17 protein-coding genes and 1 pseudogene are annotated in these 21,092 nt (G+C 71.1%); 6 read left to right on the top strand and 12 right to left on the bottom strand.

The genetic code is table 11. The annotated features are described in order from the left end of the window. Positions 1-221 precede the first annotated feature (221 nt). The 3 genes from ACZ6TI_RS47810 to ACZ6TI_RS47820 all read left to right on the top strand — a co-directional run bounded on the left by ACZ6TI_RS47810 (position 222) and on the right by ACZ6TI_RS47820 (position 2,081). Positions 222-728, top strand: coding sequence for a helix-turn-helix domain-containing protein (locus ACZ6TI_RS47810; RefSeq protein WP_465351978.1), 507 nt, complete (start codon positions 222-224; stop codon positions 726-728). A gap of 78 nt (positions 729-806) precedes the next feature. Beyond that, positions 807-1,319 carry an integrase core domain-containing protein gene (locus tag ACZ6TI_RS47815; protein WP_465351979.1) on the top strand — a complete coding sequence of 171 codons (513 nt, stop codon included), beginning with the start codon at positions 807-809 and terminating at the stop codon, positions 1,317-1,319. Between the two features lie 9 nt (positions 1,320-1,328). Then, a complete protein-coding gene (locus ACZ6TI_RS47820; protein ID WP_465351980.1) occupies positions 1,329-2,081 on the top strand; it encodes an ATP-binding protein in 753 nt (250 codons plus the stop codon). Positions 2,082-2,388: 307 nt separating this feature from the next. On the opposite strand, the gene ACZ6TI_RS47825 is transcribed toward ACZ6TI_RS47820, so the two are convergent. Beyond that, positions 2,389-2,835 carry a nitroreductase family deazaflavin-dependent oxidoreductase gene (locus tag ACZ6TI_RS47825; protein WP_465351981.1) on the bottom strand — a complete coding sequence of 149 codons (447 nt, stop codon included), beginning with the start codon at positions 2,833-2,835 and terminating at the stop codon, positions 2,389-2,391. A gap of 48 nt (positions 2,836-2,883) precedes the next feature. Next, entirely contained in the window at positions 2,884-3,750 is an 867-nt protein-coding gene (locus ACZ6TI_RS47830) for an SDR family oxidoreductase (protein ID WP_465351982.1), read from the bottom strand. A gap of 182 nt (positions 3,751-3,932) precedes the next feature. Here ACZ6TI_RS47830 and ACZ6TI_RS47835 point away from each other — a divergent pair, with 182 nt between their 5' ends. Both ACZ6TI_RS47835 and ACZ6TI_RS47840 read left to right on the top strand, forming a co-directional pair. After that, on the top strand, positions 3,933-4,826 hold the full coding sequence (locus tag ACZ6TI_RS47835; RefSeq protein WP_465351983.1) for a helix-turn-helix transcriptional regulator: 894 nt from the start codon (positions 3,933-3,935) through the stop codon (positions 4,824-4,826). A 367-nt stretch (positions 4,827-5,193) separates the two neighbouring features. Next, the gene (locus ACZ6TI_RS47840) at positions 5,194-5,493 is read left to right on the top strand and encodes a hypothetical protein (protein WP_465351984.1); all 300 of its coding nucleotides are present in this window, start codon (positions 5,194-5,196) and stop codon (positions 5,491-5,493) included. A 57-nt stretch (positions 5,494-5,550) separates the two neighbouring features. On the opposite strand, the gene ACZ6TI_RS47845 is transcribed toward ACZ6TI_RS47840, so the two are convergent. Next, positions 5,551-10,500 carry a diguanylate cyclase gene (locus ACZ6TI_RS47845; RefSeq protein WP_465351985.1) on the bottom strand — a complete coding sequence of 1,650 codons (4,950 nt, stop codon included), beginning with the start codon at positions 10,498-10,500 and terminating at the stop codon, positions 5,551-5,553. 356 nt (positions 10,501-10,856) lie between these two features. Here ACZ6TI_RS47845 and ACZ6TI_RS47850 point away from each other — a divergent pair, with 356 nt between their 5' ends. Next, the gene (locus ACZ6TI_RS47850) at positions 10,857-11,060 is read left to right on the top strand and encodes a hypothetical protein (RefSeq protein ID WP_465351986.1); all 204 of its coding nucleotides are present in this window, start codon (positions 10,857-10,859) and stop codon (positions 11,058-11,060) included. Positions 11,061-11,356: 296 nt separating this feature from the next. On the opposite strand, the gene ACZ6TI_RS47855 is transcribed toward ACZ6TI_RS47850, so the two are convergent. The 9 genes and pseudogenes from ACZ6TI_RS47855 to ACZ6TI_RS47895 all read right to left on the bottom strand — a co-directional run bounded on the left by ACZ6TI_RS47855 (position 11,357) and on the right by ACZ6TI_RS47895 (position 21,091). After that, positions 11,357-11,986: a helix-turn-helix domain-containing protein gene (locus ACZ6TI_RS47855; protein WP_465351987.1), complete on the bottom strand. Its 630-nt coding sequence runs from the start codon at positions 11,984-11,986 to the stop codon at positions 11,357-11,359. A gap of 21 nt (positions 11,987-12,007) precedes the next feature. Beyond that, positions 12,008-12,814, bottom strand: a complete 807-nt coding sequence (locus ACZ6TI_RS47860) for an HAD-IIA family hydrolase (protein WP_465351988.1) — start codon at positions 12,812-12,814, stop codon at positions 12,008-12,010. Between the two features lies 1 nt (position 12,815). Next, positions 12,816-14,252 carry an aldehyde dehydrogenase family protein gene (locus ACZ6TI_RS47865; protein ID WP_465351989.1) on the bottom strand — a complete coding sequence of 479 codons (1,437 nt, stop codon included), beginning with the start codon at positions 14,250-14,252 and terminating at the stop codon, positions 12,816-12,818. Continuing rightward, the gene (locus ACZ6TI_RS47870; RefSeq protein ID WP_465351990.1) at positions 14,249-15,304 is read right to left on the bottom strand and encodes a PEP/pyruvate-binding domain-containing protein; all 1,056 of its coding nucleotides are present in this window, start codon (positions 15,302-15,304) and stop codon (positions 14,249-14,251) included. Before ACZ6TI_RS47870 ends, ACZ6TI_RS47865 begins: the two co-directional genes overlap by 4 nt. Then, positions 15,301-17,043, bottom strand: coding sequence for a PEP-utilizing enzyme (locus tag ACZ6TI_RS47875; RefSeq protein ID WP_465351991.1), 1,743 nt, complete (start codon positions 17,041-17,043; stop codon positions 15,301-15,303). Before ACZ6TI_RS47875 ends, ACZ6TI_RS47870 begins: the two co-directional genes overlap by 4 nt. Positions 17,044-17,061: 18 nt before the next feature. Then, complete coding sequence (locus ACZ6TI_RS47880) at positions 17,062-17,886, bottom strand: SDR family NAD(P)-dependent oxidoreductase (protein ID WP_465351992.1); 825 nt, start codon at positions 17,884-17,886, stop codon at positions 17,062-17,064. Then, positions 17,883-18,484 (bottom strand): annotated as a pseudogene (locus ACZ6TI_RS47885) (ABC transporter ATP-binding protein). The gene ACZ6TI_RS47880 and the pseudogene ACZ6TI_RS47885 overlap by 4 nt, the downstream one beginning before the upstream one ends. Before the next feature lie 62 nt (positions 18,485-18,546). Continuing rightward, positions 18,547-20,247, bottom strand: coding sequence for a branched-chain amino acid ABC transporter ATP-binding protein/permease (locus ACZ6TI_RS47890; protein ID WP_465351993.1), 1,701 nt, complete (start codon positions 20,245-20,247; stop codon positions 18,547-18,549). Next, entirely contained in the window at positions 20,234-21,091 is an 858-nt protein-coding gene (locus ACZ6TI_RS47895) for an ABC transporter permease subunit (protein WP_465351994.1), read from the bottom strand. Before ACZ6TI_RS47895 ends, ACZ6TI_RS47890 begins: the two co-directional genes overlap by 14 nt. Position 21,092: the final 1 nt, after the last annotated feature.

Below are 21,092 nucleotides of genomic sequence, written 5' to 3' on the forward strand. Positions count from 1 at the left end.
CGCGGGGTCGTCGAGCGCGTCGAACGCGAGATCCAGCACCGGCAGGGTCGCCACGCCGTGTGCGAGCAGGGCGATGGCGGACGCGAGCCGGACCCTGTACATGCCGACAAATACATCCGTGCTGGTCAGCGGGTTTCCGGGACGTGAACACGACCTTGGATCGTCGGTCCCCGGTGTGCTCCCTGCCCTTGCCGTCGGTGACTGCACGATGACGCTGTCTCATGCTGCTGCGACTGGCGTACCTGGGTATCACGAACGCGTTCGCGTTGCTGCGGCTGTTGCCGGGCAGTGACCGGGACAGAGATGCGGAGATCCTCGCCCTGCGGCATCAGCTCTCGGTGCTGCACCGCCAACTCGGCGGGCAGCGGGTCCAGTTCCAGCCCGCCGACCGGGCGTGGCTAGCCGCCCTGCTTAGCACCCTGCCGCGACCCAGCCTGCACCGTCTACGCCTGCTGGTGCGACCCGACACAGTCCTGCGCTGGCACCGTGACCTGCATGCCCGAGGACACGCGAAGGCATCACGGCCCCGCCGGCGAGGACGGCCACGCACCGTACGCTCGATCCGCACCCTGGTGCTGCGCCTCGTGGCGGAGAACCCGTCGTGGGGTTACCGGCGGGTGCACGGCGAACTACTGACCCTCGGGGTGAAAGTCGCAGCGTCGACGGTCTGGGAGATCCTGCGCGCGGCCGGGATCGATCCCGCCCCGCACCGTGCGGCCACGACCTGACGCAGTTCCTGCGCTCGCAGGCCGAGGCACTGCTGGCCCACGGACTTCATCGAAACGATCACACTGACCGGCGCCCGCGTGTACATCCTGGTGGTCATCGAACATGCCAGCCGCCGCGTCCGGATCCTCGGCGCGACCGCACATCCCACCGCGGCGTGGGTGACTCAGACCGCCCGCAACCTGGTGATGGACCTGCAGGATGCGGGATGCCGGGTGAAATACCTGATTCGCGACCGGGACGGCAAGTACCCAGCTCTGTTCGACGTGGTCCTCGCCGACGCAGGGATCGCGGTCGTGCTCAGCGGCGTCCGCGTTCCCCGGATGAACGCGGTGATGGAACGCTGGGTGCGGACCTGCCGACGCGAACTACTCGACCGAACTTTGATCGTCAACCAGCGGCACCTGCTGCACGCACTACGCGAGTACGAGGTCTTATACAACAAGCATCGGCCGCATCAGGGCATCACCAACGCCCGGCCGCTGGTCCCGCTGCCAGAACCGATCACCGACCCAGGCCGGCTCGCCCACCTGAACATCTACCGACGTGACCGCCTCGGCGGCATCCTGCGCGAGTACGGGCATGCCGCTTGACCTGCCCGGATGGCATTTTCGGCAAGTACAGGGCGGCTGACCATTTCCACCGCCGTCGCGGACGACCACGACATCGCCTTACGCGACCCCGATCTGGCGCCAGGCCGATACGTGCGCCTCACCGTCGCCGACACGGGATGCGGAATGAGCCACGAGGTAGCGCAACGAGCCTTCCAACCGTTCTTCAGCACCAAGGAACCCGGCAAGGGCACCGGCCTCGGCCTGGCCACCGTCTATGGGGCCGTCAAAGAAGCAGCCGGCACGATCACTCTGGAATCCGAACCCGCCAAGGGCACCAGCATCAGCATCTACCTCCCGTCAACCGGGCGGCCCGAAGGGCTCGCCTCGACTGTCGCGGCGGTCACCACCGGCCCCACCAACACCGGCGAACACGTCCTCGTGGTCGACGACAACGACGTGCTACGGGCAATCTCCAAACGCATCCTGGTTCGCGCCGGATACCGGGTCACCGAGGCATCAACCCGCGACGACGCCGTACGCGTCGGCGAGGCCGACCTCGAACTAGATATGGTGCTCGCCGATGTCGTCATGCCCGGCATCACCGCCCGCGAAATGATCGACGCCATTCGCGTACACCACCCGGGCATCTCGATCGCGCTCATGTCCGGCTACGCGGACCCAGCACGCGCCGGCCAACTACCGTCCGACGACATCGCGATCATCGCCAAACCCTTCAACGCCGCAACCCTGCTACACGAGGTCCGAATGGCGATCGACCACCCACCACCGCTGCCCACCTGAACCCCAGCCGCTAAAGCGGTCGCGGACTTCATCGCGATGATCACGCTGATCGGTGAGGGATCTCGCTCCGGGCGTCGTGCAAATGCTCACACAGGGCGCTGTCCTATCCCTAGCTTTCTTGTGCGTGTGCATCCTCCGGATTCGTGGAGCACCCTGCAGTTAGGTGAAGCTGACGGGTCAGGGATCCGCGGGGACGTCAGCACGCATTCCTGTGTGAATTCCAGGAACGCGGGCTGAGCGGGGTAGGGCTGAACTCCGCGACCAGGGCCAGCGGTGGAGATCCGTAGGCTGAACCGGCTGGGCCAGGTCAGTGCGGCTCGGCCGCCGCCTCCAGAAGGATGACCGGGATCTGACGGTCGGTCTTCTTCTGATACTCGGCGTAGTCCGGAAACGCCTTGACGGCTCGGGCCCACCACACGGTCTTCTCGTCCCCGGTCACTTCGCGGGCCAGCATGTCTCGGCGTACGGGGCCGTCCTGAAGCTCCACCCGGGGATCGGCCACCACGTTGTGGTACCACACCGGGTGGTTGGGGGCTCCGGCGAGGGAGGCGATCACGGCGTAGGTGCCGTTGTGCTCCACCCGCATGAGCGGGGACTTGCGGACCTTGCCGCTCTTCGCGCCCCGCGTGGTCAGGATGACGACCGGCCGGTCCTGCAGCGTCGTTCCTTGCGTACCACCGGAGCCTTCGTACAGTTCCACCTGGTCACGAACGAACTGCACCGGGTTCGGCTCGTACTCACCTTTCAGTGGCATGTCGCCCCCTCTCTATGCCGTCGACGTTTCTCCGGGTCCGCGGGGAGCTCAGCGGGACACGGTGGCGTCGTCGTAAGCGAGTGAGCTGGACAGCTCGCGGTAGGCGCCGGCCTGTGCCAGCAGATCATTGGCCTTCTGCTCGACGGCGGCGACCGCGTCAGCGCCGGCCACGAAGCGCACGGGCGGCTCGTCCTGACCGACGACCTGGACTAGCGCGTCGGCGAGCTTGGCCGGGTCACCGGGCTGTAGGCCGTTCATGCCGTTCCAGGCGGTGACGGTCTGTGCGGTGCGCTCGGCGTAGTCGGCGATCGAGGATTCCGCGAAGTTCGTCGAGTCCGGCGAGAGCAGTTCAGTGCGGAAGAAGCCGGGCTCGACGAGCATCGTGCGGATGCCGAACGGCGCGACCTCGGGGGCCAGCGACTCGATCCAACCCTCGACGGCGAACTTGGAGGCGGCGTACGCGGTGCAGAATTCCCCGCCCACGATGGCGGCGGTCGACGAGATCGCGACGACCTGCCCGGAGCGCTGGGCGCGCATGACGGGCAGTACGGCGCGGGTGACGTTCACCGGGCCGAACAGGTTGGTCTCGAGCTGCGCCCGGAAGTCCTGCGGGCTGATCTCCTCGAAGAACCCGGCGTAGAAGTTGCCCGCGTTGTTGACCAGCACGTCGATGCGGCCGAACCGGTCCACGGCCGCCGCGACGGCGGCCTCGGCGCTGGCGGGGTCGGTCACGTCCAGCGCTATCGTCAGCAGGTCGTCGAACTCACCGACAGCCTCGGCGACCTTCTTCGGGTCACGGCCGGTGGCGACCACCGCATACCCGGCGGCCAGGGCCGCCTGCGCGATGTCCACACCCATGCCCCGGCCGGCGCCGGTGACCAGCAGAACCTTCTTCTCAGCCACTTTGTCAGCCATGTCCCTGCGTCCTCCATCATGAGTCGAAACCCCGCGTCAACGGCCGGTGATCTGGGTCTTGCCCGCTCCGGCCCGCGGCGGCAATACCAGATAACCGCCTGCCGCGAGCGCGAAGAAGTTACTGCTGGACGGTGTACTGGCAGCCCACCCCTCGCCCGGGAATTCCCGCCTAGCCTGGACGGGTGGACAACCGTGACCAGGTCAAAGCGTTCCTCAGCACGCGCCGCGCCAAGATCACCCCCGAGCAGGCCGGCCTGCACCACTACAACCGCAACCGGCGGGTACCCGGACTGCGCCGCAGCGAGGTCGCCGACCTGGCCGGCGTCAGCGTCGAGTACTACGCCCAACTCGAACGAGGCAACCTGGGCGGCGTCTCCGACAGCGTGCTCGACGCCCTCGCCCGAGCACTACACCTCGATGAGGCCGAGCGGGAACACTTGGCCGAACTCGCCCGCGCTGCCGGCCCGGCCGCCCGCACCCGCCGCCGCAAGCCGCCCGCCCAGCAGGTCCGGCCCAACGTGGCGCGCATCCTCGACGGGATGACGGAGGTCTCTGCGCTGGTCAACAACGGGCGCCTCGACGTCCTCGCCGCCAACCCCCTGGCACGAGCGTTGTTCGCACCGATGTTCGCCGAGCCCTCAAGGCCCGACCGACCGGCGAACCACGCCCGATTCAACTTCCTTGATCCCCGCGCCCGCGACTTCTGGCTCGACTGGGAAGCAACCGCCGACGACAGCGTTGCCATCCTGCGCGCCGAAGCCGGCCGCGACCCCTACGACAAGGCGCTGACCGACCTGGTCGGGGAACTGTGCACCCGCAGCGAAGAGTTCCGCGTCCGCTGGGCTGCCCACGACGTCCGCCTGCACCGCACCGGGCTCAAACACTTCCACCACCCTGTCGTCGGGGACCTGCACCTTTCCTACGAGGTGATGGAACTGCCCGCTGACCCAGGTCTGGCACTGACCGCCTTCAGCGCCGAAGCAGGCTCACCCACCGACGACGCCCTCAAACTCCTCGCCAGCTGGGCCGCCACCCACAACCCGACCGACGCCCTGGCGACACCGAACCAGCCGTGAACCAAAACCACTCCGCGCCGACGGTCACAATGGACCGAAGCTCGGCGACCTGCGGCTCACCCTCGACACACTGATCGGCACCCACCACGACCGGACGCTGTTCGCCCGGCAGCTCGGCACAGCCGCCGCCGGGCACGACGTCGTGGAGCTCGCCGGAGATCGCATCCGCAACGTCATGGCTCCGAACTGGACTGGCGTATCGCCGCCGAGATCGAACGCGCCGGCACAGCCCTCACCGGCACACGGTCGGCCACGCGCTTGTACCGGCGGACCTGGCCGAATGCCTCGGCGGTCGACTCGCCGACCACGCCGAGCAGCCGTCGTGCGCCGCACAGGTCGTCGTCGCGACATTGCTGCGGGACGGACCGTGGAACGGATAACGCGCAGGCGGGACTGCCTTTGTGCCGAGCGGAGGCAGCTCCTCGAATCAGCCCTCGGCAATCTGCGCGGCGATCGCCACGATGGCGGTGACGCAACCGGCACCGGGTCGATCCGCCTGCTGCCACACGCGGACGCCGTACGCTTCGCCGGCGCGCTGCTTGCCCGAGGTGTACGGGTCGTCCCCACCGCCGCACCGCCGACTCTGCTGTTCGGCTATGCCGGAGCGTCCGACGCCGACCTGTGTCGTGGCCTGCCTGTTCTGCGGGCTGCGATCCTCGGTTCGTAATCCCGCGGCACGCTGGATGACCTCGACGTCGAGGCCGGTCCGACCTGCACCCAGCTTTCAGCCGGTGGCCACGCGGTTGCGGCCGTCGCGTTTGGCTTCGTACAGGGCTTGGTCGGCGACTTTGATGAGTTGATCGGGTAGGCCGGCGGCGGGCACGGTGGCGGTCAGTCCGACGCTGATCGTCACGATTGCGGTGTCTGCGCCGGCGTGCGGTTCGGATAGGTCGGCTACGGCTTGGCGGGCGCGTTCGGCGACCAGCCGCGCGCCGTCCGTGTCGGTGGCTGGCATCACAATGCAGAACTCTTCGCCGCCGTATCGCGCGACCAGGTCAGTGATGCGGACGCTGCTTTGGATGGTGCGGGCGACCAGGCGGAGGCATTCGTCGCCGCCTTGGTGTCCGTAGTGGTCGTTGTATTTCTTGAAGTGGTCGATGTCGATCATTGCCAGGCCGATCGGCCGGCCGGAGCGCAGCGCGCGTAGCCACTCTTGCTCGAGCATGTCAGACAGCCGACGCCGGTTCGGCAGGCCGGTCAGCGGGTCGGTGACGGCGAGCAGTTCCAGCCGCAGGTTCGCCTCGGCCAGTTCCTCGGTGCGTTCGGCGACCTTGCGTTCCAGCGACGCGTATACCAGGGCGTTGTCGATCGACACGGTCAGTTGCCCGGCGATGAGCAGGACCGCGTCGAGGCGGTCCATCGTGAACGCCCGGCGGGTCAGCCGGTTCTCCAGCAGAAGCATGGCCCGGGGTACACCTTGGCTGAGCACCGGTACCACGAGCAGCGAGCAGTGCTGCATTCCGGCCAGGTAGGGGTCGCGGGCCACTCGGTCGTCGCGGGAGGTGTCGTCGATCAGCATCGGTTCGCGGGTGCGTTCGGCGTAGCGCAGCGCGGTCAGCGGGACCAACCCCCGGCCGGCAGCCTCGTGCAGGCTCAGCGCTTCGCGCCCGGCGTCGGCGGGCAGTATCCAGCCGTCCGTCTGGTCGTCCCACAGGACCACGCGGACCGCGGTGGCCCCGGTCATCGCGCTGAGGACCTGTTGCACGCGGACCCGCAGCCGGTCGAGACTGGTTTCGGAGCTCAGCACGCGGGCCGCTTCCAGCACGGCCATCAGGTCGATCGTCTCAGTGGACACGTTGACACTCTGCGAGGGGCCCAGCGTCGTCTGCGGGGTGTTCGTGCGCAACGCGGCAGAGGCGGAGGCGAGGAACGGGTGCTGCTGATGCAGCTGGCGGACCTTGGCGTGCGCGCCCCACCCGGCATACCCGCGGCACGCCTCGGCGAGCAGATGCTGTGCGACGTGCTCCATCCCGTTCGTCGAGAAGAACAGCCCAGCGCGTTCGGCGATCAGCGCCGCGTGCCACGGCCGTCCGGCGCTGGACGCGTCGGACACGGCGGCGTCGAACGCGGTCGCGGCGCCGACGACGTCGCCGGTCGCCCAGGCCCGCTCAGCCTCGGCCAGGTGGTGCAGGTGCCGGAAGTTGCCGGGCTGGTCGGTGGCGCGTTCGGCTAGGAAGTCTCGGCTGCGGTCCAGGTCGGCCAGGGCCGCCACCCGCTGCTCGCCCTCGGCGCCCCGGACCTTTGCGGCTGCGCTCAGTGCGGCCAGCGTGTGCGCCTGCGCGTTGGTGTAGTTCATGGTGACAGCCGGCGGCAGCGGCGTCGCCGCGCTGATGTGCCGGGCCAGGGCGGCGCTGTCGGAGAAGACCGCCGCGGCAAGGGCTCGGATGACGTGGAAGGCGGCTGCAGCGATGGGGTTGCTGGTCAGCGTCACGAGGTAGGCGTCCTCGTCGAAGGTGCCGTCGCTGAAGGAGCCGGGCACCGCGCTCTCCCCGCGCATGGCACGGATGAACTGGCAGTACGGCCGAAAAACTGCTGTGGCGTAGTCGTACCCGATCCGCTCGCACAGCACCATAGCGGCGTCCACCTCGGTGGCGAGCGTGTCCAGGTCGGCGGCGCAGTCGAGCATCTCCGGCACCGACGCGAAGTAGGTGTTCGCCGCGTTCTGCAGGTCGCCGCCACGCAGCAGCCCGTCGCGGGCATCGTGGGCCAGGCGCACCCCGGCCTCGAGCGGTTCGAACCAGGTGATGGTGCTCATTGCGTGCACGCACTTGGCCTGGGAGGTGTCCGGTTCGTATCCGCGTGCTTCGCCGACCGCGATGACCCGGCATTGCGCCCGGTATCCGGCGCGGTAGTCCCCGCGCACCGAAACGGTGACGAACGAGGCGCTGCTGAGCGCTCCGACCAGCGCGGCGGCCGCGCCGTGCCCGGCCCATACCTGGCCGGCCTGCAGGACCAGCCAGGCCGTGGTCATCGGGTCGGCGTAGAACGACGGCGGGATCAGCCGGTTGATCACCCGGGCGACCGCGACCAGCCGCGGGTCGCTGAGTTCGGGGCGGCGCAGGTCGTCCTCGGCGTCGCCGTCGGCCAACCAGGCGTACAGCGCGTCCACGCCGGCGCCGATACTGGGACCCAGCGCGTCGCCGCGCGGTACCGCCACACCGAGCCGGTCGAGCAGCCCCAACCCCAGCGCCAGCGCCTCGGCGAGCATGCCGCGGTTGGTCAGGCTGACGATCTGCGCGCAGGCCGCGTCGGCGTGCTGGACCGGATCCGGGCCGGCCGCCGCCAGTGCCTGGTACACCTCGTCGGCGTCGGCGAAGCGGCCCAGGTTGCACAACGCGGCATGCCAGTCCGCCTGCAGTTCCCGGTATACCGCGTCCGTGGGGTCGGCCACCTGGATCGCTGCCGCCAGCAGTTTCTCGGCCGCGGTGTAGTTGCTGACCAGCCGGGCCGCGGTCGCCGCCGAGCGCAGCAGCGACGCCACCTCGCGCCGCTCACCCGGCTCGGACAGCTCGCTGGACAGGTCGACGGCGGGCAGGTACTGCTGCGCCGCGGCGAGTTCGTGGCCGCCGCCAGCCGCCAGCCGCCGCGCCAAAGCCAGGTGCAGGCGGGCACGCTCGTGCGGGCTGAGTCGGGCATGTGTCGCTTGCTGTACCCGGTCGTGCCGGAAACTGACCACCGCGGCACCGTCGCGGTCCACCACGACCAGGCCGTCCTCCGCCCCGGGCAACAACCCGGCGTCGATCACAGCCGCCGGCTCGCCGCAGGCCACCTGCAGCAGCCGCAGGTCGACGTCGCCGCCCAGGCAGGCCATCACCTCAAGCAGGTGCCGTGCCGCCGCGGGCAACGCCTCGATACGCGCAACGAGCAGATCGACCACGTCGCCGTCGCTGACAAACCGGCGCAACGTCACCGGATCCCAGCACCACCGCTGACCGTCAGGCACTAGCGCGCCCTCGCGGCGTAACGCGTTGAGCAGCTCCAGGGTGTCGAACGGGTTCCCGCCGGTCCGCGCGGCGAGCGCCTCGGCCAGCGGCGCCGCCTCGATCGCGGGCAACCGCAGCACCTCGGCCAGCAACGCACCCAGATCGCCCGGCGCCAGATTGGCCAGGTGCAGCTCGCCGCTGCAACCACCGGTGGCGCTTGCGCGGCGCAAGCGGGCCAGCACCGCGGTCAGCGGGTGCGCCGCGTCCACCTCAGCCTCCCGGAACGCGCCCAGCACCAGCACGCCGGGCAGGTCCGGCTCGTCCAGCACGGCGTCCAGGAAACCGAACGCGGCCGGCCCCGCCCACTGCAGGTCGTCGACGAAGATGACCACCGGGTGGGCGCTGCCCGCGATGGCGCGCAGCACCTCGAGGCTGACCCGCCGGATCCGGGCGGCCGCCCGCCGCGGCTCGTCGATGTCCTGTTCGGGCTCGACTCCCAGCAGCGTTGCGAACGGCGGCATCGCGGCGGCCGCGAGCGCGGCGTCGGCGCCGAGCGCATCCAGCAGGCGATCCCGCAGCCGGGCGACTTCGTCGTCCGGCTCGGCCAGCAACTGCGCACCCAGGGCACAGAACGCCCGCAACACCGCGTCCGCGCCGAGATCGCGCCGGTACTGGTCGAACTTGCCGGTGACGAACCGGCCACCCGCCGCCATCACGGTCGGCCGCAGGTGCTCGATCAGCGCGGTCTTACCCACGCCGGGCGCCCCGGTGACCAGCGCGACACCACGGTTACCGGTGACCGCCGTAGCGAACAGGCTCCGCAACTCGGCCAGGGCGCCGTCGCGGCCGACGAGCCGCGCCGGCGGCACCAGCCGCATCGGGAAGTCCCGCTCACCCAACACGAAATCGGCCGTGACACCACCGCTATGCGCCTCGCGCAGCCGGGCCAGGTCGTAGGCGAGGCCCTCACCGCTCTGGTAACGCTGCTCCGGCTCCTTGCCCAGCAACCGCATGATGACGTCGGACAACAGCACCGGTATCTGCGGGTTCACCTCGACCGGCGCCACCGGCACCCGGGCCAGATGATCGTGGATCAACGCAAGCGGATCACCGTCACGGCCGAACGGCGGCTCGCCGGTGGCCAACTCATACAACGTCGCGCCCAGCGCATACAGATCGGCGCGATGATCCACCGGCCGACCGGTACGCCCGGTCTGCTCAGGCGCCAGATACGGCAACGTACCCGCCAGCCCCTGCTCCAGGACTGCAGCGAACCGGTCCTCGGCCAGCGTCGTGGATAACTCGAAATCGATCAACGTGGGCCGCCGGTCCAGTGCCGGCACCCCATCGACGAGCGGTATCAAAATGTTCGCCGGACAGACATCACGATGCACCACCCCGCGGCGATGCACCGCCGCCAACGACCCGGCCAGACCACACGCCAGATCCAGCAACGGCCCCACCTGCCACGGTGTCGGAAAGGTGGCCAGAGTGCACGCAGGCGTGTCGACGAACACGAGGGCGCCGTCGTCGGCCCCGCCCGCCGCCAGCTGCGGCGTCCCCACGACACCGTCGAGCCGGCGCAACACCGACAACTCGTTGCGCAGCCGGTCGGCCGCTCCCGGCCCCAACGGCTGCTTACGGATCACCGACCGCGAACCACCCGCCGAGCGAACCCGGACCACCCGGGTGCGCTCACTGTCGTACAACACCTCGTCCGACCCGCCGGTGAGATTTGATTCATACGTCACGAACCCCTATCGGCAGGGTGCGGTGCGATGCTGAGGACTTGCCGCAACCTTGGTCGGGCGATGGCGCGCCTCGCGGCGAAGACCGAGGGACGCCTCTGTACAACCGGCACGATGAGCGACACGGTCCTGGCGTGAACCGGAACCAGATCGTTTCAGCCGCCTCGGACGAGGAGCTGAATCAATGGATCGACTGTCCGCTATCGAAGGGCAGGTCACCATCCACTCGGTGATGGCTGTCTTGCCGGCGGTCACCGAGACCTGCCCCTGGGAGCCGCCCTGCCACGAGCTCGTGGTCTGGTAGGTCACGGAGCATGCGCACCGGGTGCAGGGCTGGGGGCCGGCGCTCCAGGGTCCTGGTGATCACCCGTTCGACATCGGCGGCTTATCCGTGGCAAGCGCTCGCCGACGACCTGACCGTCACCGTGAGCATCGATATGACCGCGACCAGGGTCGATATTACGCCGAGTGGTCTGCTCGCCCGGGCCGACGAACTGGTGTACGCGGCCAAGCACGCGGGACGTGACCGCGTTTGTGTCGACCCCGAGCTGGAGCTGGGCTGACCACGCGCCGTGGGCGTGACACGGCACCGACGGCCCAACACTCTCCACAAGGGACAATTGGGGATGGGCAACGGCGATCAGCCAGTATCGCTGGGCAGATGTCCAGACCCGGCGATCCGGCTCGCACCGCCGCCAGCAGGAGTTTGGTTGAGGTCAGCAGGTGTACCGCAGCCTCGGCTCGCGCCTTGCTCGTGCGGCGTACGACCATGTCGTCGGTCAGTGAGCGTCCCGCCGAGTGGTGGCCTTGGGGTGACCGGCGCGGTTGCGCAGCGCATGGAAAGGGGCGCGGCCGACGATCAGCGGGACGGCGGTGTGACGATCAACAGGAACTCGGCCCGGGAGGCGCGGGGGTTGTAGATGCGGTGCGGCATCTGCCGGTCGAAGCGGATGCTGTCACCGGGGGCCAGTTCGTACTCCCGGTCGTCGACCACCACCGCGAGCGCACCGCTGAACGCAACCACGATCTCCTCACCCGGGTAGGACGACGGCTCAGCCGAGCCGCCGCCCGCTGGGATCTCGCCCCAGATCACCTCGACCGCGCCATCCAGGTCGGGGACCATCAGTTCGTACTGAATCCGGGAGTCCGGCACGGTCAGCCGGCGCCGGTGATCCCGGCGCACGACGACCCGCCGTCCCTCGGCGTCGTGCTCGCCCGCCGAGTCGTCGTCCTCGCCCTCGAAGAGCGCGGCGATCGGCACGCCGAGTGCCCGGGCGATGGTTCGCAACGTGGGCAGCGATGGCTGGGCGGCGCCGCGCTCGACGCGGGAGAGCAGGCTGGCCGAGACCTGTGCGGCCTCGGCCACCGCGTCGAGGGTGAGCCTGGAAGACTGCCGCAGCTGCCGGATGCGCCGGCCCAGCGCGGCGGTCTCGCCGGCCTCCGCCTCCGCGTCAGGCGCCGGCTCTTGGCTCCGCGTATCGGTCGACATGACACCCCTCTCTGCGCCAGATCAATACCCGGCGAGCGCGGTGAGATCGTCGGCGACGAAGGTCGCCGCGCTGCTGTCCTCGGCGCGCGCCCGGCTGGTGCCGGTGCGCACGAGCAGGCTGTCCCAGCCGGCCGCCCGGGCCAACAGTACGTCCGCCGCAACGGTATCTCCGACCACCAGCACCCTACCGGCGACCCGGGTGCGCAGCGCCTCCAGGAACGCCACCGAAGGCTTGCCGCACACCTCGGGTGGCGTCGGGACCCGGGCGGCCAGAGCCGCCAGCACCATTCCGGTGCCGGCCGCGAAACCCTCCCGGGTCGGGTAGCCCACCTCGGCGGTGGTGGCCAGCAAGGGCAGCCCGCCTTCGAGCAGCGTGGCCGCCCGGCCGAGGGTGCGCAGGCCGACGTCCGGGGCGAGCCCCACCGCGACCACCCGGCCCTGGCGTGGCGGGGTTGCCGCCCAGTCGCGCCGGGCGTCGTCGACCGGCACCGCCTCGATCCCGGCCCGGTTCAGCGCGTCGATCAGCCCGGTCTCGCCGATCACCGCCGCCTGGCGATGGCCGAGCGTCGCGGCGCGCGATGCCAGCGCCTCAGCGGCCGTGAGCATCAGGTCGCCCTCTTGCCACAGCCCGGCGCCGGCCAGCTCGGCGGTCAGCTTGTCGCGGGTGACCAGGCTGGCGTTGGTGGCCACGCAGACCGGCGCGCCCCGGCGACGGAACGCGTGCAGCAACTCGGCCGCGCCGGGCAATGCCGCGCCCTCGATCCACAGCGTGCCGTCCAGATCGCAGACCAGCGCGTCGTAGCCGCGGAGGTCGGGCAGGGCCGGCATGTCAGGGCTCCGGGTGCAGGTTGAGCACCTGTGTCCGGGTGAAGAACTCGTACGTTCGCGGGCCCTGCTCGAGCGGCCCGGCGCCGGAGTCCTTGGCGCCGCCGAACGGGACGTACGGCGGAAAGCCGGTGACCGCGTTGAGGTGCACCATCCCGGCGTCCAGTCGCTGAGCCAGTCGTAGCGCCTGCCCGGCGTCGCGGGTGAACAGGCCGGCGTTCAGCCCGTACGCGGTGTTGTTGGCGATGGTGATCGCCTCGTCCGGGCCGTCGGCGGCGATCACTGCGGCCAGCGGCCCGAACACCTCCTCACGGGCCAGGAAGCTGTCCGGGGACACGTCGCCGAGGACGGTGGCCGGCACGAAGTTGCCCTCGCCCAGCGCACCGTCACCCGGCGCCGTGCCGCCGTGCAGCCGTCGGGCGCCTCCCTCGCTCGCCCGCGTGGCTGCCGTCACTACTGCGTCCCGGGCCGCCGCGCTCACCAGTGGACCCAGCTTGGTGGCCGGGTCGAGCCCGCTGCCCATGGTCCAGCCCGCGGCCAGCGCGGCGAGGCGCTCGGCCACCTCGCCGGCGATCGGCCTCTCGGCGACCACCCGGCCGATCGCGGTGCATTTCTGACCGCTGCCGGAGAACGCGCCGTTCGCCAGGTGCGGCAGCACGGCGTCGAGGTTTGCGTCGGCGAGCACTACGGCCACGTTGCTGCCGCCCATCTCCAGCTGCACCGCCACATCCCGGCCGGCGACCGCGCGCTGCACCGCCCGCCCGGCGCGGGTCGAGCCGGTGAACGTGACCGCGCGGCATCGCCCGTCGTCCAGCAGGGGAGCGGCGAGCTGGTCCGCCGTGCCGCATACCAGGTTGAGCACGCCGTCGGGCAGGCCAGCCTCGGTGAGCGCCCGGGCAAAGTGGACCGCCGAGAGCGGCACCAGCTCGCTGCACTTCCACACCACGGTGTTGCCGTGCGCCAGCGCCGGCCCGATCTTCCAGGCCGGCAACAGCATCGGGTAGTTGAACGGGGTGATCACGCAGACCACGCCGAGGGGCAGCCGCCGGGTCAGGGTGAGCGAGCCGCCGGCGGCCGGGAGCACGTCGCCGGCCGGGCCCAGCGCATGTGCGGCGAAGTAACGGAGGCTGTCCGCCGAGCGGGCCACCTCACCGGCCGCGTCGGCGATCGTCTTGCCCTCCTCGCGGACCAGGTCACGGGCCATCAGGTCGCGGTCTCGGTCGAGGATTGCGGCGGCGGCGAGCAGGATCGCGTAGCGGTGCTGGGGGCCCCGGGCGGCCCAGCCGGCGCCGGCGCGGTCCGCGGCGGCGTACGCGGCGGTGATGTCGGCCGGCGTGGACAGCCCCACCTCGGCGACCACGACGCGGCGATCGGCCGGGTCCGGAATCGTGCGGCGCGGCCCTCCATCGAGCCACTTCCCGTCGACCAGGGTGGTGTTCATCCGGTCCTGCCCGTGCCGGGGCGGAACGCGTACTTCAGCGCGCTCGCCGCCGGATCCCAGGCCGGGGTGCCGGCCTGCTCGGCCGCCGTGGTGACCGGGCGGACCTGCACCAGGGTCGCCGGCTCGCCGGCCCGCCGGTGTCGGGCCAGCACCCATTCCACGTCGGCGGGCTGCCCGAGCATCTCCTCGGCGGCCAGCACGGCGTCGCCGATCGCGGCGATCTCCTCGTCGTCGAGCACCCGCTCGCGCCGCATGGCGGCCGGCATCTCCGCCTCGACCACTCGGCCCGCCCGGTGATCCAGCGCACTGACCAGCCGCTTGTCACCGACGTCGTGGCGCAGCACCCGGCGGTCGGCGCGACCCACCTCGATGTGGTCGGGATTGATCAGTCCCTGCACCAGGGCCTCGCCGAAGCCGAAGGTCGCCTCGATCACCAGGCGGTCCCGGCGTCCGGTGACCGGGTTCAGCGAGAAGGCCACGCCGCTGGCCCGGGCCGGAACCAGCGCGACCACGCCGACCGCCATCGGCGACTCCAGATGAGACAGCTCGTGCCGCATCCGGTATCCGAGCGCTCGCGCGCCGAACAGACTGCCCCAGCAGCGCCGCACGCCGTCCAGCACGGCCTCCGCGCCGGCCAGCCCGAGATAGGAGTCGTACTGCCCGGCGCTGCTCGCCGCGGCGGCGTCCTCGCTGGCCGACGAGCTGCGCACCGCTACCGGCAGCATGGCATCCCGGCTGCGGGCACAGAGTTGCCCGTACGCCTCGGTGATCGCCTGCGCCATGGTGTCCCGCAGCGGAACCGCGGACAGGTGGGCCCGGATCCGCTCCTCCGCCGCGGCAAGCCTGGCCAAGTCGTCCGGGCCGGCGCTACCCAGCTCGCGATCGACGACCTCGGTTAGCCCACAGTCGTCCGCCATCGTCTGGTACGCCGCCGTTGTCACCACGAACGAGTCGGGCACGCTCAGGCCGGCCCGGTGCAGCTCGCCGAGCCGGGCCATCTTGCCGCCGGCGCCGTCCTCCCCGGGCGCCAGGTCGGCGGTCCAGCGGATCACGCGGTCTCCTCGGGGCGGCGCAGGATCCGAACTGTTCCGGTGGTGCCGTCGACCTCGATCTCGTCGCCGGTGCGAATAACCGAGGTGGCGACTCCGGTGCCGCAGACACACGGGATTCGGTACTCGCGGCTGACGATCGAGGCGTGGGTGAGCGTGCCGCCGCTGTCGCACACGCAGGCCGCGATCTTGGCGAAGGCCGGCGTCCAGTTCGGCGAGGTGGCCTCGCAGACGAGGATCTCGCCGGGCAGGATCCGGTGCAGCTCCTCGGCGCCGTGCAGCACCCGCGCGATGCCCCGGGCCACCCCGCTGGAGGCGGCCACCCCGGTCAGGTCGGTGAGACCCGCGCCGTCGCCGACCTTCTTCATGGCGGCGAAGAAGCCGGCGTTGGTGCCGAAGATCTCGCGCATCACCGGATCGCTCATGTCCTCCGGCACCGTGCCCAGCACCTTCGGCATCTCCGGCCGCCGTGCGAGCCAGTGCTCGTAGTACTCACGGCGCTCGCCGGTCAGCTTCTGCATTGCCGACCAGGAACGCCGGCCGCCGACCAGTTCGCGCAGCTCGGGCCGGAAGACGAACAGGCCGTCGTCGTCGCGTTCGGCCCCGAGGGTGCGGGCGATGGCCAGCCCGGCCCGCCGCATCGGGATGTGCGCGCGCAGGTCGATGTAGTGGTTGTGGTCCTCGTTCCACCACGCGAAGTTGGCTGACGTGCAGGTGGCCAGCCCGGCGTCGAAGACCCGCTGCTCCTCCAGCGTGAGCCGGCTGCGGGCGCCGTCGATCGCGGCCTCGCGTTCGGCCACGGCGGCGGAGCGCGCGGCGGCGAAGTCGTGGTCGGCGCCCTTCTTCAGGTAGGTGCCGATGGTGCCCAGCGGGCTCACCGGATCGTCGATCCACGGGGTCAGGACGACGTCGGCGATCCCCTCGGTCCGGTTGCCGTACTCGCCGAGGAACGCGTCGAACTCGCCCAGCCATCCGTTCGCCGCCGGTTCGTTGCGCAGCACCGCGAGCACGTCGGTCGGGTCGTGCCCGGCGAACGTATCCTCGAGCCCGGCCGCCCGCGCCTTGCGGGTCAGGTCCCAAAGCCCGCGGTCGGCCTCCATGATCTTCGAGTCGTAGCCCTGCAGGAACTTCGCGATTTCGGCCGCGTCGATGCCGAGCTCCAGGCATGTGCCGTAGAAGCCGACGTAGGCGGCCAGCAGCGGATACATGATCTCGAAGTGGATGCTCCAGGCGCGGCGGTGGAAGAGCACCGCCTCGTCGTAGAGCCGGCCCAGGTCGGCGAGGTCGCGGCCGTCGTACGTCTGGGCCTCGAAGTAGGCGAGGGCGCGTTTCAGCTCGGTCACTCGGTCGGCCCAGGTCCGCGGGAAGGACTCGAGCACGGCCGGCAGCGAGTGCTGGATCCGCTCGACCCGGGCGCCGATCGCCCACTGCGAGGTGACCGGGACCTCGCTGGTGTAGATGTGGGGGCCGGCCATCCGCACGCCCAGGCCCGCACTGGTCGGCAGCGGGAGCTGCTCGGCCGCCTGCTGAGTGCAGAAGCAGATGCCGTCCTCGGGGAAGACGTAGCCGAGCGGCACCATGCCCCGCGGATAGTGGAAGTCGAGCAGCCAGAATCGATCCTCGTCCTCCTTGCGGAAGGTGGACAGCGGCTCGGCGAAAACCCCGGCGTCGCCCCGGCTTGGGCGGAACCCCGGGTACCACTCGTCGGTGACGAACTCGTCGACCCTGACGACATTGCTCATCGGTCCTCCTCTGGGGTGTCAGCCGCCGGCGTACGCGGACGCGAATCCGCCGTCGGGGTGTAGCAGCGTGCCGGTGAAGTAGGCGCCCTCGTCGCTGGTCAGGAAGAGGGCGGTGCGGGCGATCTCCTCGGGACGACCGAGCCGGCCCAGCGGCACTTGCTTGCGCCGCACGTCGCGCCACTGCTCCTGCGCCTCGGGATCGGCGCCGCCGCTGCGCCGGGCCATCCCGTCCAGCAGACCGGTCTCGACGTATCCGGGCCCTATGGCGTTCACCCGGATGTCCCGTGGGGCGAGTTCCTGGGCGAGGCATCGGGCGAGCATCCAGGCCGCCGCCTTGGACACCGAATACACTCCCGCGCTCGGCCTCTTCGCCGCGATGCTGGCCAGCACCACGATCGACCCGCCTTCCGGCGGCATGGCCGGGAGCGCGGCACGTGCGGTGAGGAACACTCCGGTGACGTTCACGTCCAGTACGAATTGGAAGTGCGCGGGATCCAGGTCGAGCAGCGTGTTGAAGGAGCCGGTGCGCTCCGGGTGGGCGCTCACGCCGGCCGAGGCGATCACGGAGTCCAGGCCGCCGAAGGCGTCCACGCCGGTGGCGACGGCGGCGTCCAGGGTGCCTGGGTTGGTGACGTCGGCGGGTGCGTACACGGCTCGGCCGCCCTTGCCCTGAATGCGGGCGACGAGCGCCTCGGCCGCGGCACGATGCGACGGCAGGTCCGCGATGACCACGGCGGCGCCCTCGGCGGCGAACAGTTCGGCCGTGGCGGCCCCGATCCCCGACGCGCCGCCGGTGATCAGGGTCCGCCGCCCAGGCAGCCGGGCCGGCTTCTCGACGGTCACGTCATCGTCTCCTTCATCCGCTTTCCCAGGTAGGCATCTCGCAACCGGTCGGGCCGGCCGGCCAGGTCGGCAGCGTCGCCGTCGAGCACGATCCGGCCGCGGAACAGCACCAGGGCACGGTTCCCGATGGACAGGGCGAGCGCGGCGTACTGTTCGACCAGCAGCACCGCGGCGCCGCTCTCCGCCAGCGCCGCCACCGCGGGCAGCAGCCGCCGGACGATCACCGGTGCCAGCCCGAGGCTCATCTCGTCGATCAGCACTACCCGAGGACCGGCCACCATCGCGCGGGCCAGCACCAGCATCTGCTGTTCGCCGCCGCTGAGCGCCCGGGCCGGAACGCCGGCTCGCGGCGCCAGCTCGGGGAACATCGCGTAACCTCGCTCGGCGGCGTCCGGTGGCCCGGCGACCAGGAGGTTCTCCTCCACGGTCAGGTCGTCGAAGACGGTCCGGCCCTGCTCGACGTGTGCCAGTCCGCGCCGTCCATCTCGGCGGTGCCGCCGGTGGCCGGGATCCGGCCGCTCAGGGACTCGAGCAAGGTGGTCTTGCCGGCGCCGTTCGGGCCGAGGAGCACGGTGACCTGCCCGGCCGCCACGTCCATGTCCAGGCCGCGGACCACCGGCGTGCCGGACCGGTGCACCGTCAGCCCGCGGACGATGAGGCTCACGCCGGCACCTCCTCGCCCAGGTAGGCTGCCAGCACCACGGGGTCGGCTAGCACGTCGGCGGCCATGCCGGTGGCCAGCACCCGGCCGAAGTCCAGGACCGTGATCCGGTCGCTGATCGCGGCCACCATCGCGATGTCGTGCTCGATGAGCAACACCGCGCAGCCGTACTCGCCCGGGATCCGGGCCAGCTGCTGCCCGAGCCGGTGCGATTCGTCGGCGTCCAGGCCCGCGGCCGGCTCGTCCAGCAGTGCCACGGCCGGCCGGGCGAGCACCGCCGCGGCCACCTCGACGAGCCGCCGGCTGCCGACGTCCACCGCCGACAGCAGGGCGTCGGGAGCCGGGCCGCCGAAGAACGCGAGGGCCGCGGCCGCCTCCGCCGCGCTCGCGTCGGGCGCGGCGAGCCGGAGATAGGCGCCGGCGGTCAGTTCCTCGACCGTGCGCTCGCGCTGGAAGGTGCGGCGCAGGCCGGCCTGGGCGCGGCGGTGCGCGGGCTGTTGGGTGAGGTCGCGACCGGCCAGCTCGACGGTGCCCGAGGCAGTCTTGACGAAACCGGTGACGGCGTCGACGAAGGTGGACTTGCCGGCGCCGTTCGGGCCGATCAGGGCGTGCACTTCACCCTGCCGGACGGAGACCGAGACGCCGTCCAGGGCGGTCACCGCGCCGTATCGGACCGTGAGGTCGCGTACCCCCAAGGTTTGTCCGCTCTGCAGCGGCGCGCGCCGCACCTCATCCGGCGGCGAGACGGCCGGAGTGCCGACCCGGGCGAAGCGGCCGCGCAGCAGGGCGCGAAGGTCTCCCGCCGCACCGGCCGCGCCGTGCCGCAGAGCTAGCGCCGCGCCGGCCGCGAAGATCAGCGCGGACAAGTCCTGCGGCAGACCCACCTGGCGGAGGATCTCCGGGATGAACGCGAACAGCGCCCCACCCAGCGCGGCACCCTCCGGATGCCGCGCGCCGGCCATCACCGCGAGCGCGAAGATGGTCAGCGACGTGAGCGGGCCGAAGCCGGTGGCGTTGAGCTGACCCAGCTGCCCGGCGAGTAGAGCGCCACCCAGGCCGGCAAGAAAGGCGCTCACCGCGAACGCGGTGAGCTTGACTCCGGGCACGGCCAGCCCGGCAGACGCGGTGCCGCGCTCGCTGGAGCGCACAGCCAGCCACGCGGCGCCGCGGCGCCGGGCGCCGATGACGGACAACGCCGCGGCGGCGACCACGAATGCGACCCAGCAGAGCAGGAAATACGCGCCGTCCTCGGTCGCCCAGTCCGGCCGCGGGACCACCTCGAGCGTCTGCGCGCCGGGGAACCCGACGGTGTTGACCACGACGTCCGCAGCCACCGCGAAGCTGAGCGTGACGATCGCCAGATTGAGCCCGCGCAGCCGCAGCGCGGGCAGTCCGATGGCGACGCCGGCGGGCACCGCGATGAGCCCGGCGGCTAGCGCCAGCAAGGGAAACGGGACGGTCAGGTGGTAATGGTTGGCGATGGCTACGGTGAGCGCGCCGATCGCGGCGAACGCCATCGGGCACAGCGCCACCATCCCGGCGCGGCCGTAGACGACGCCTGTCGAGAGGCAGAGCAGCGCAGTGATCGCGGCCGTGGTGGCGAGGTAGATCCAGTAGCTGGGCAGCGTGCCGAGCACCACGGCCGGCACCGCGATTGCGGCGAGCACACCGGAAGCCCTCGCCAGATCAGCGGGTCGCATCCCAGACCTCCCGCCGCTGCATCCAGAGCAGGACGGCCAGGACCACCAGGAATGGCAGCACCTGCCGATAGGGCGACACGTCGGGCCAGGCCGTCCCGGCGCCCTCGAGAACGCCGATCAGCACCCCGCCGGCCACCGTGGCGCCGAGTCGGCGAAGCCCGCCGAGCAGCGCGGCCGCGAGGGCGGGCATCACCAGCAGGCTGAGGCTGCTGAAGTTGCTCGGCCGGGTCGGCGCGACCCCCGTCACGGCCACCGCGGTCACCGCGCCGACCACTGCCCAGACTGCGACCGAGAATGCCGCGACCGGCACCCCGAGCATCTCCGCGGTGATCGGCCGTCCGCTCAGCGCCCGCAACCGAACGCCGAGCCGAGTACGCCGCAGCAGCACCCCGACCCCGGCCGCGAGCGCGACGGCGAGCAGCAGCACCACGAGCGCGTTCATCGACACCACCACGCCGGCGACCCGAGCGCCGGCCCCGGGCAGCAGCGATGGCACCGTCTTCGGGTCGTTGCCGAATATCCGGAATCCGATGGCCAGCAACGCCACCAGCATGGCCACGGTCACAACCGTACGCGTCGCCGGGCTGCTCCCGGTGTAGAACGTGGCGATGATCCAGCCCAGGAGGGCGGCCAGCGCGGCCGCGGACAGTGCGCCGATGAGCAGCGCCCAGCCGAATGGGAGATCCCGCCCGGTGAGCGCCAGCATCACCATCGTCCCGAAGGCGCCGATCGCCGCCTGGGCCACGTTCAGCACCCCGGTCATCCGGTAGAGCAGGACGATGCAGACGCCGAGGATCGCGTACGCACCCCCCGCGAGCAGACCGGCGACCGATGCCTGGACCATC

The organism is Actinoplanes sp. NPDC051388, from assembly GCF_055586225.1.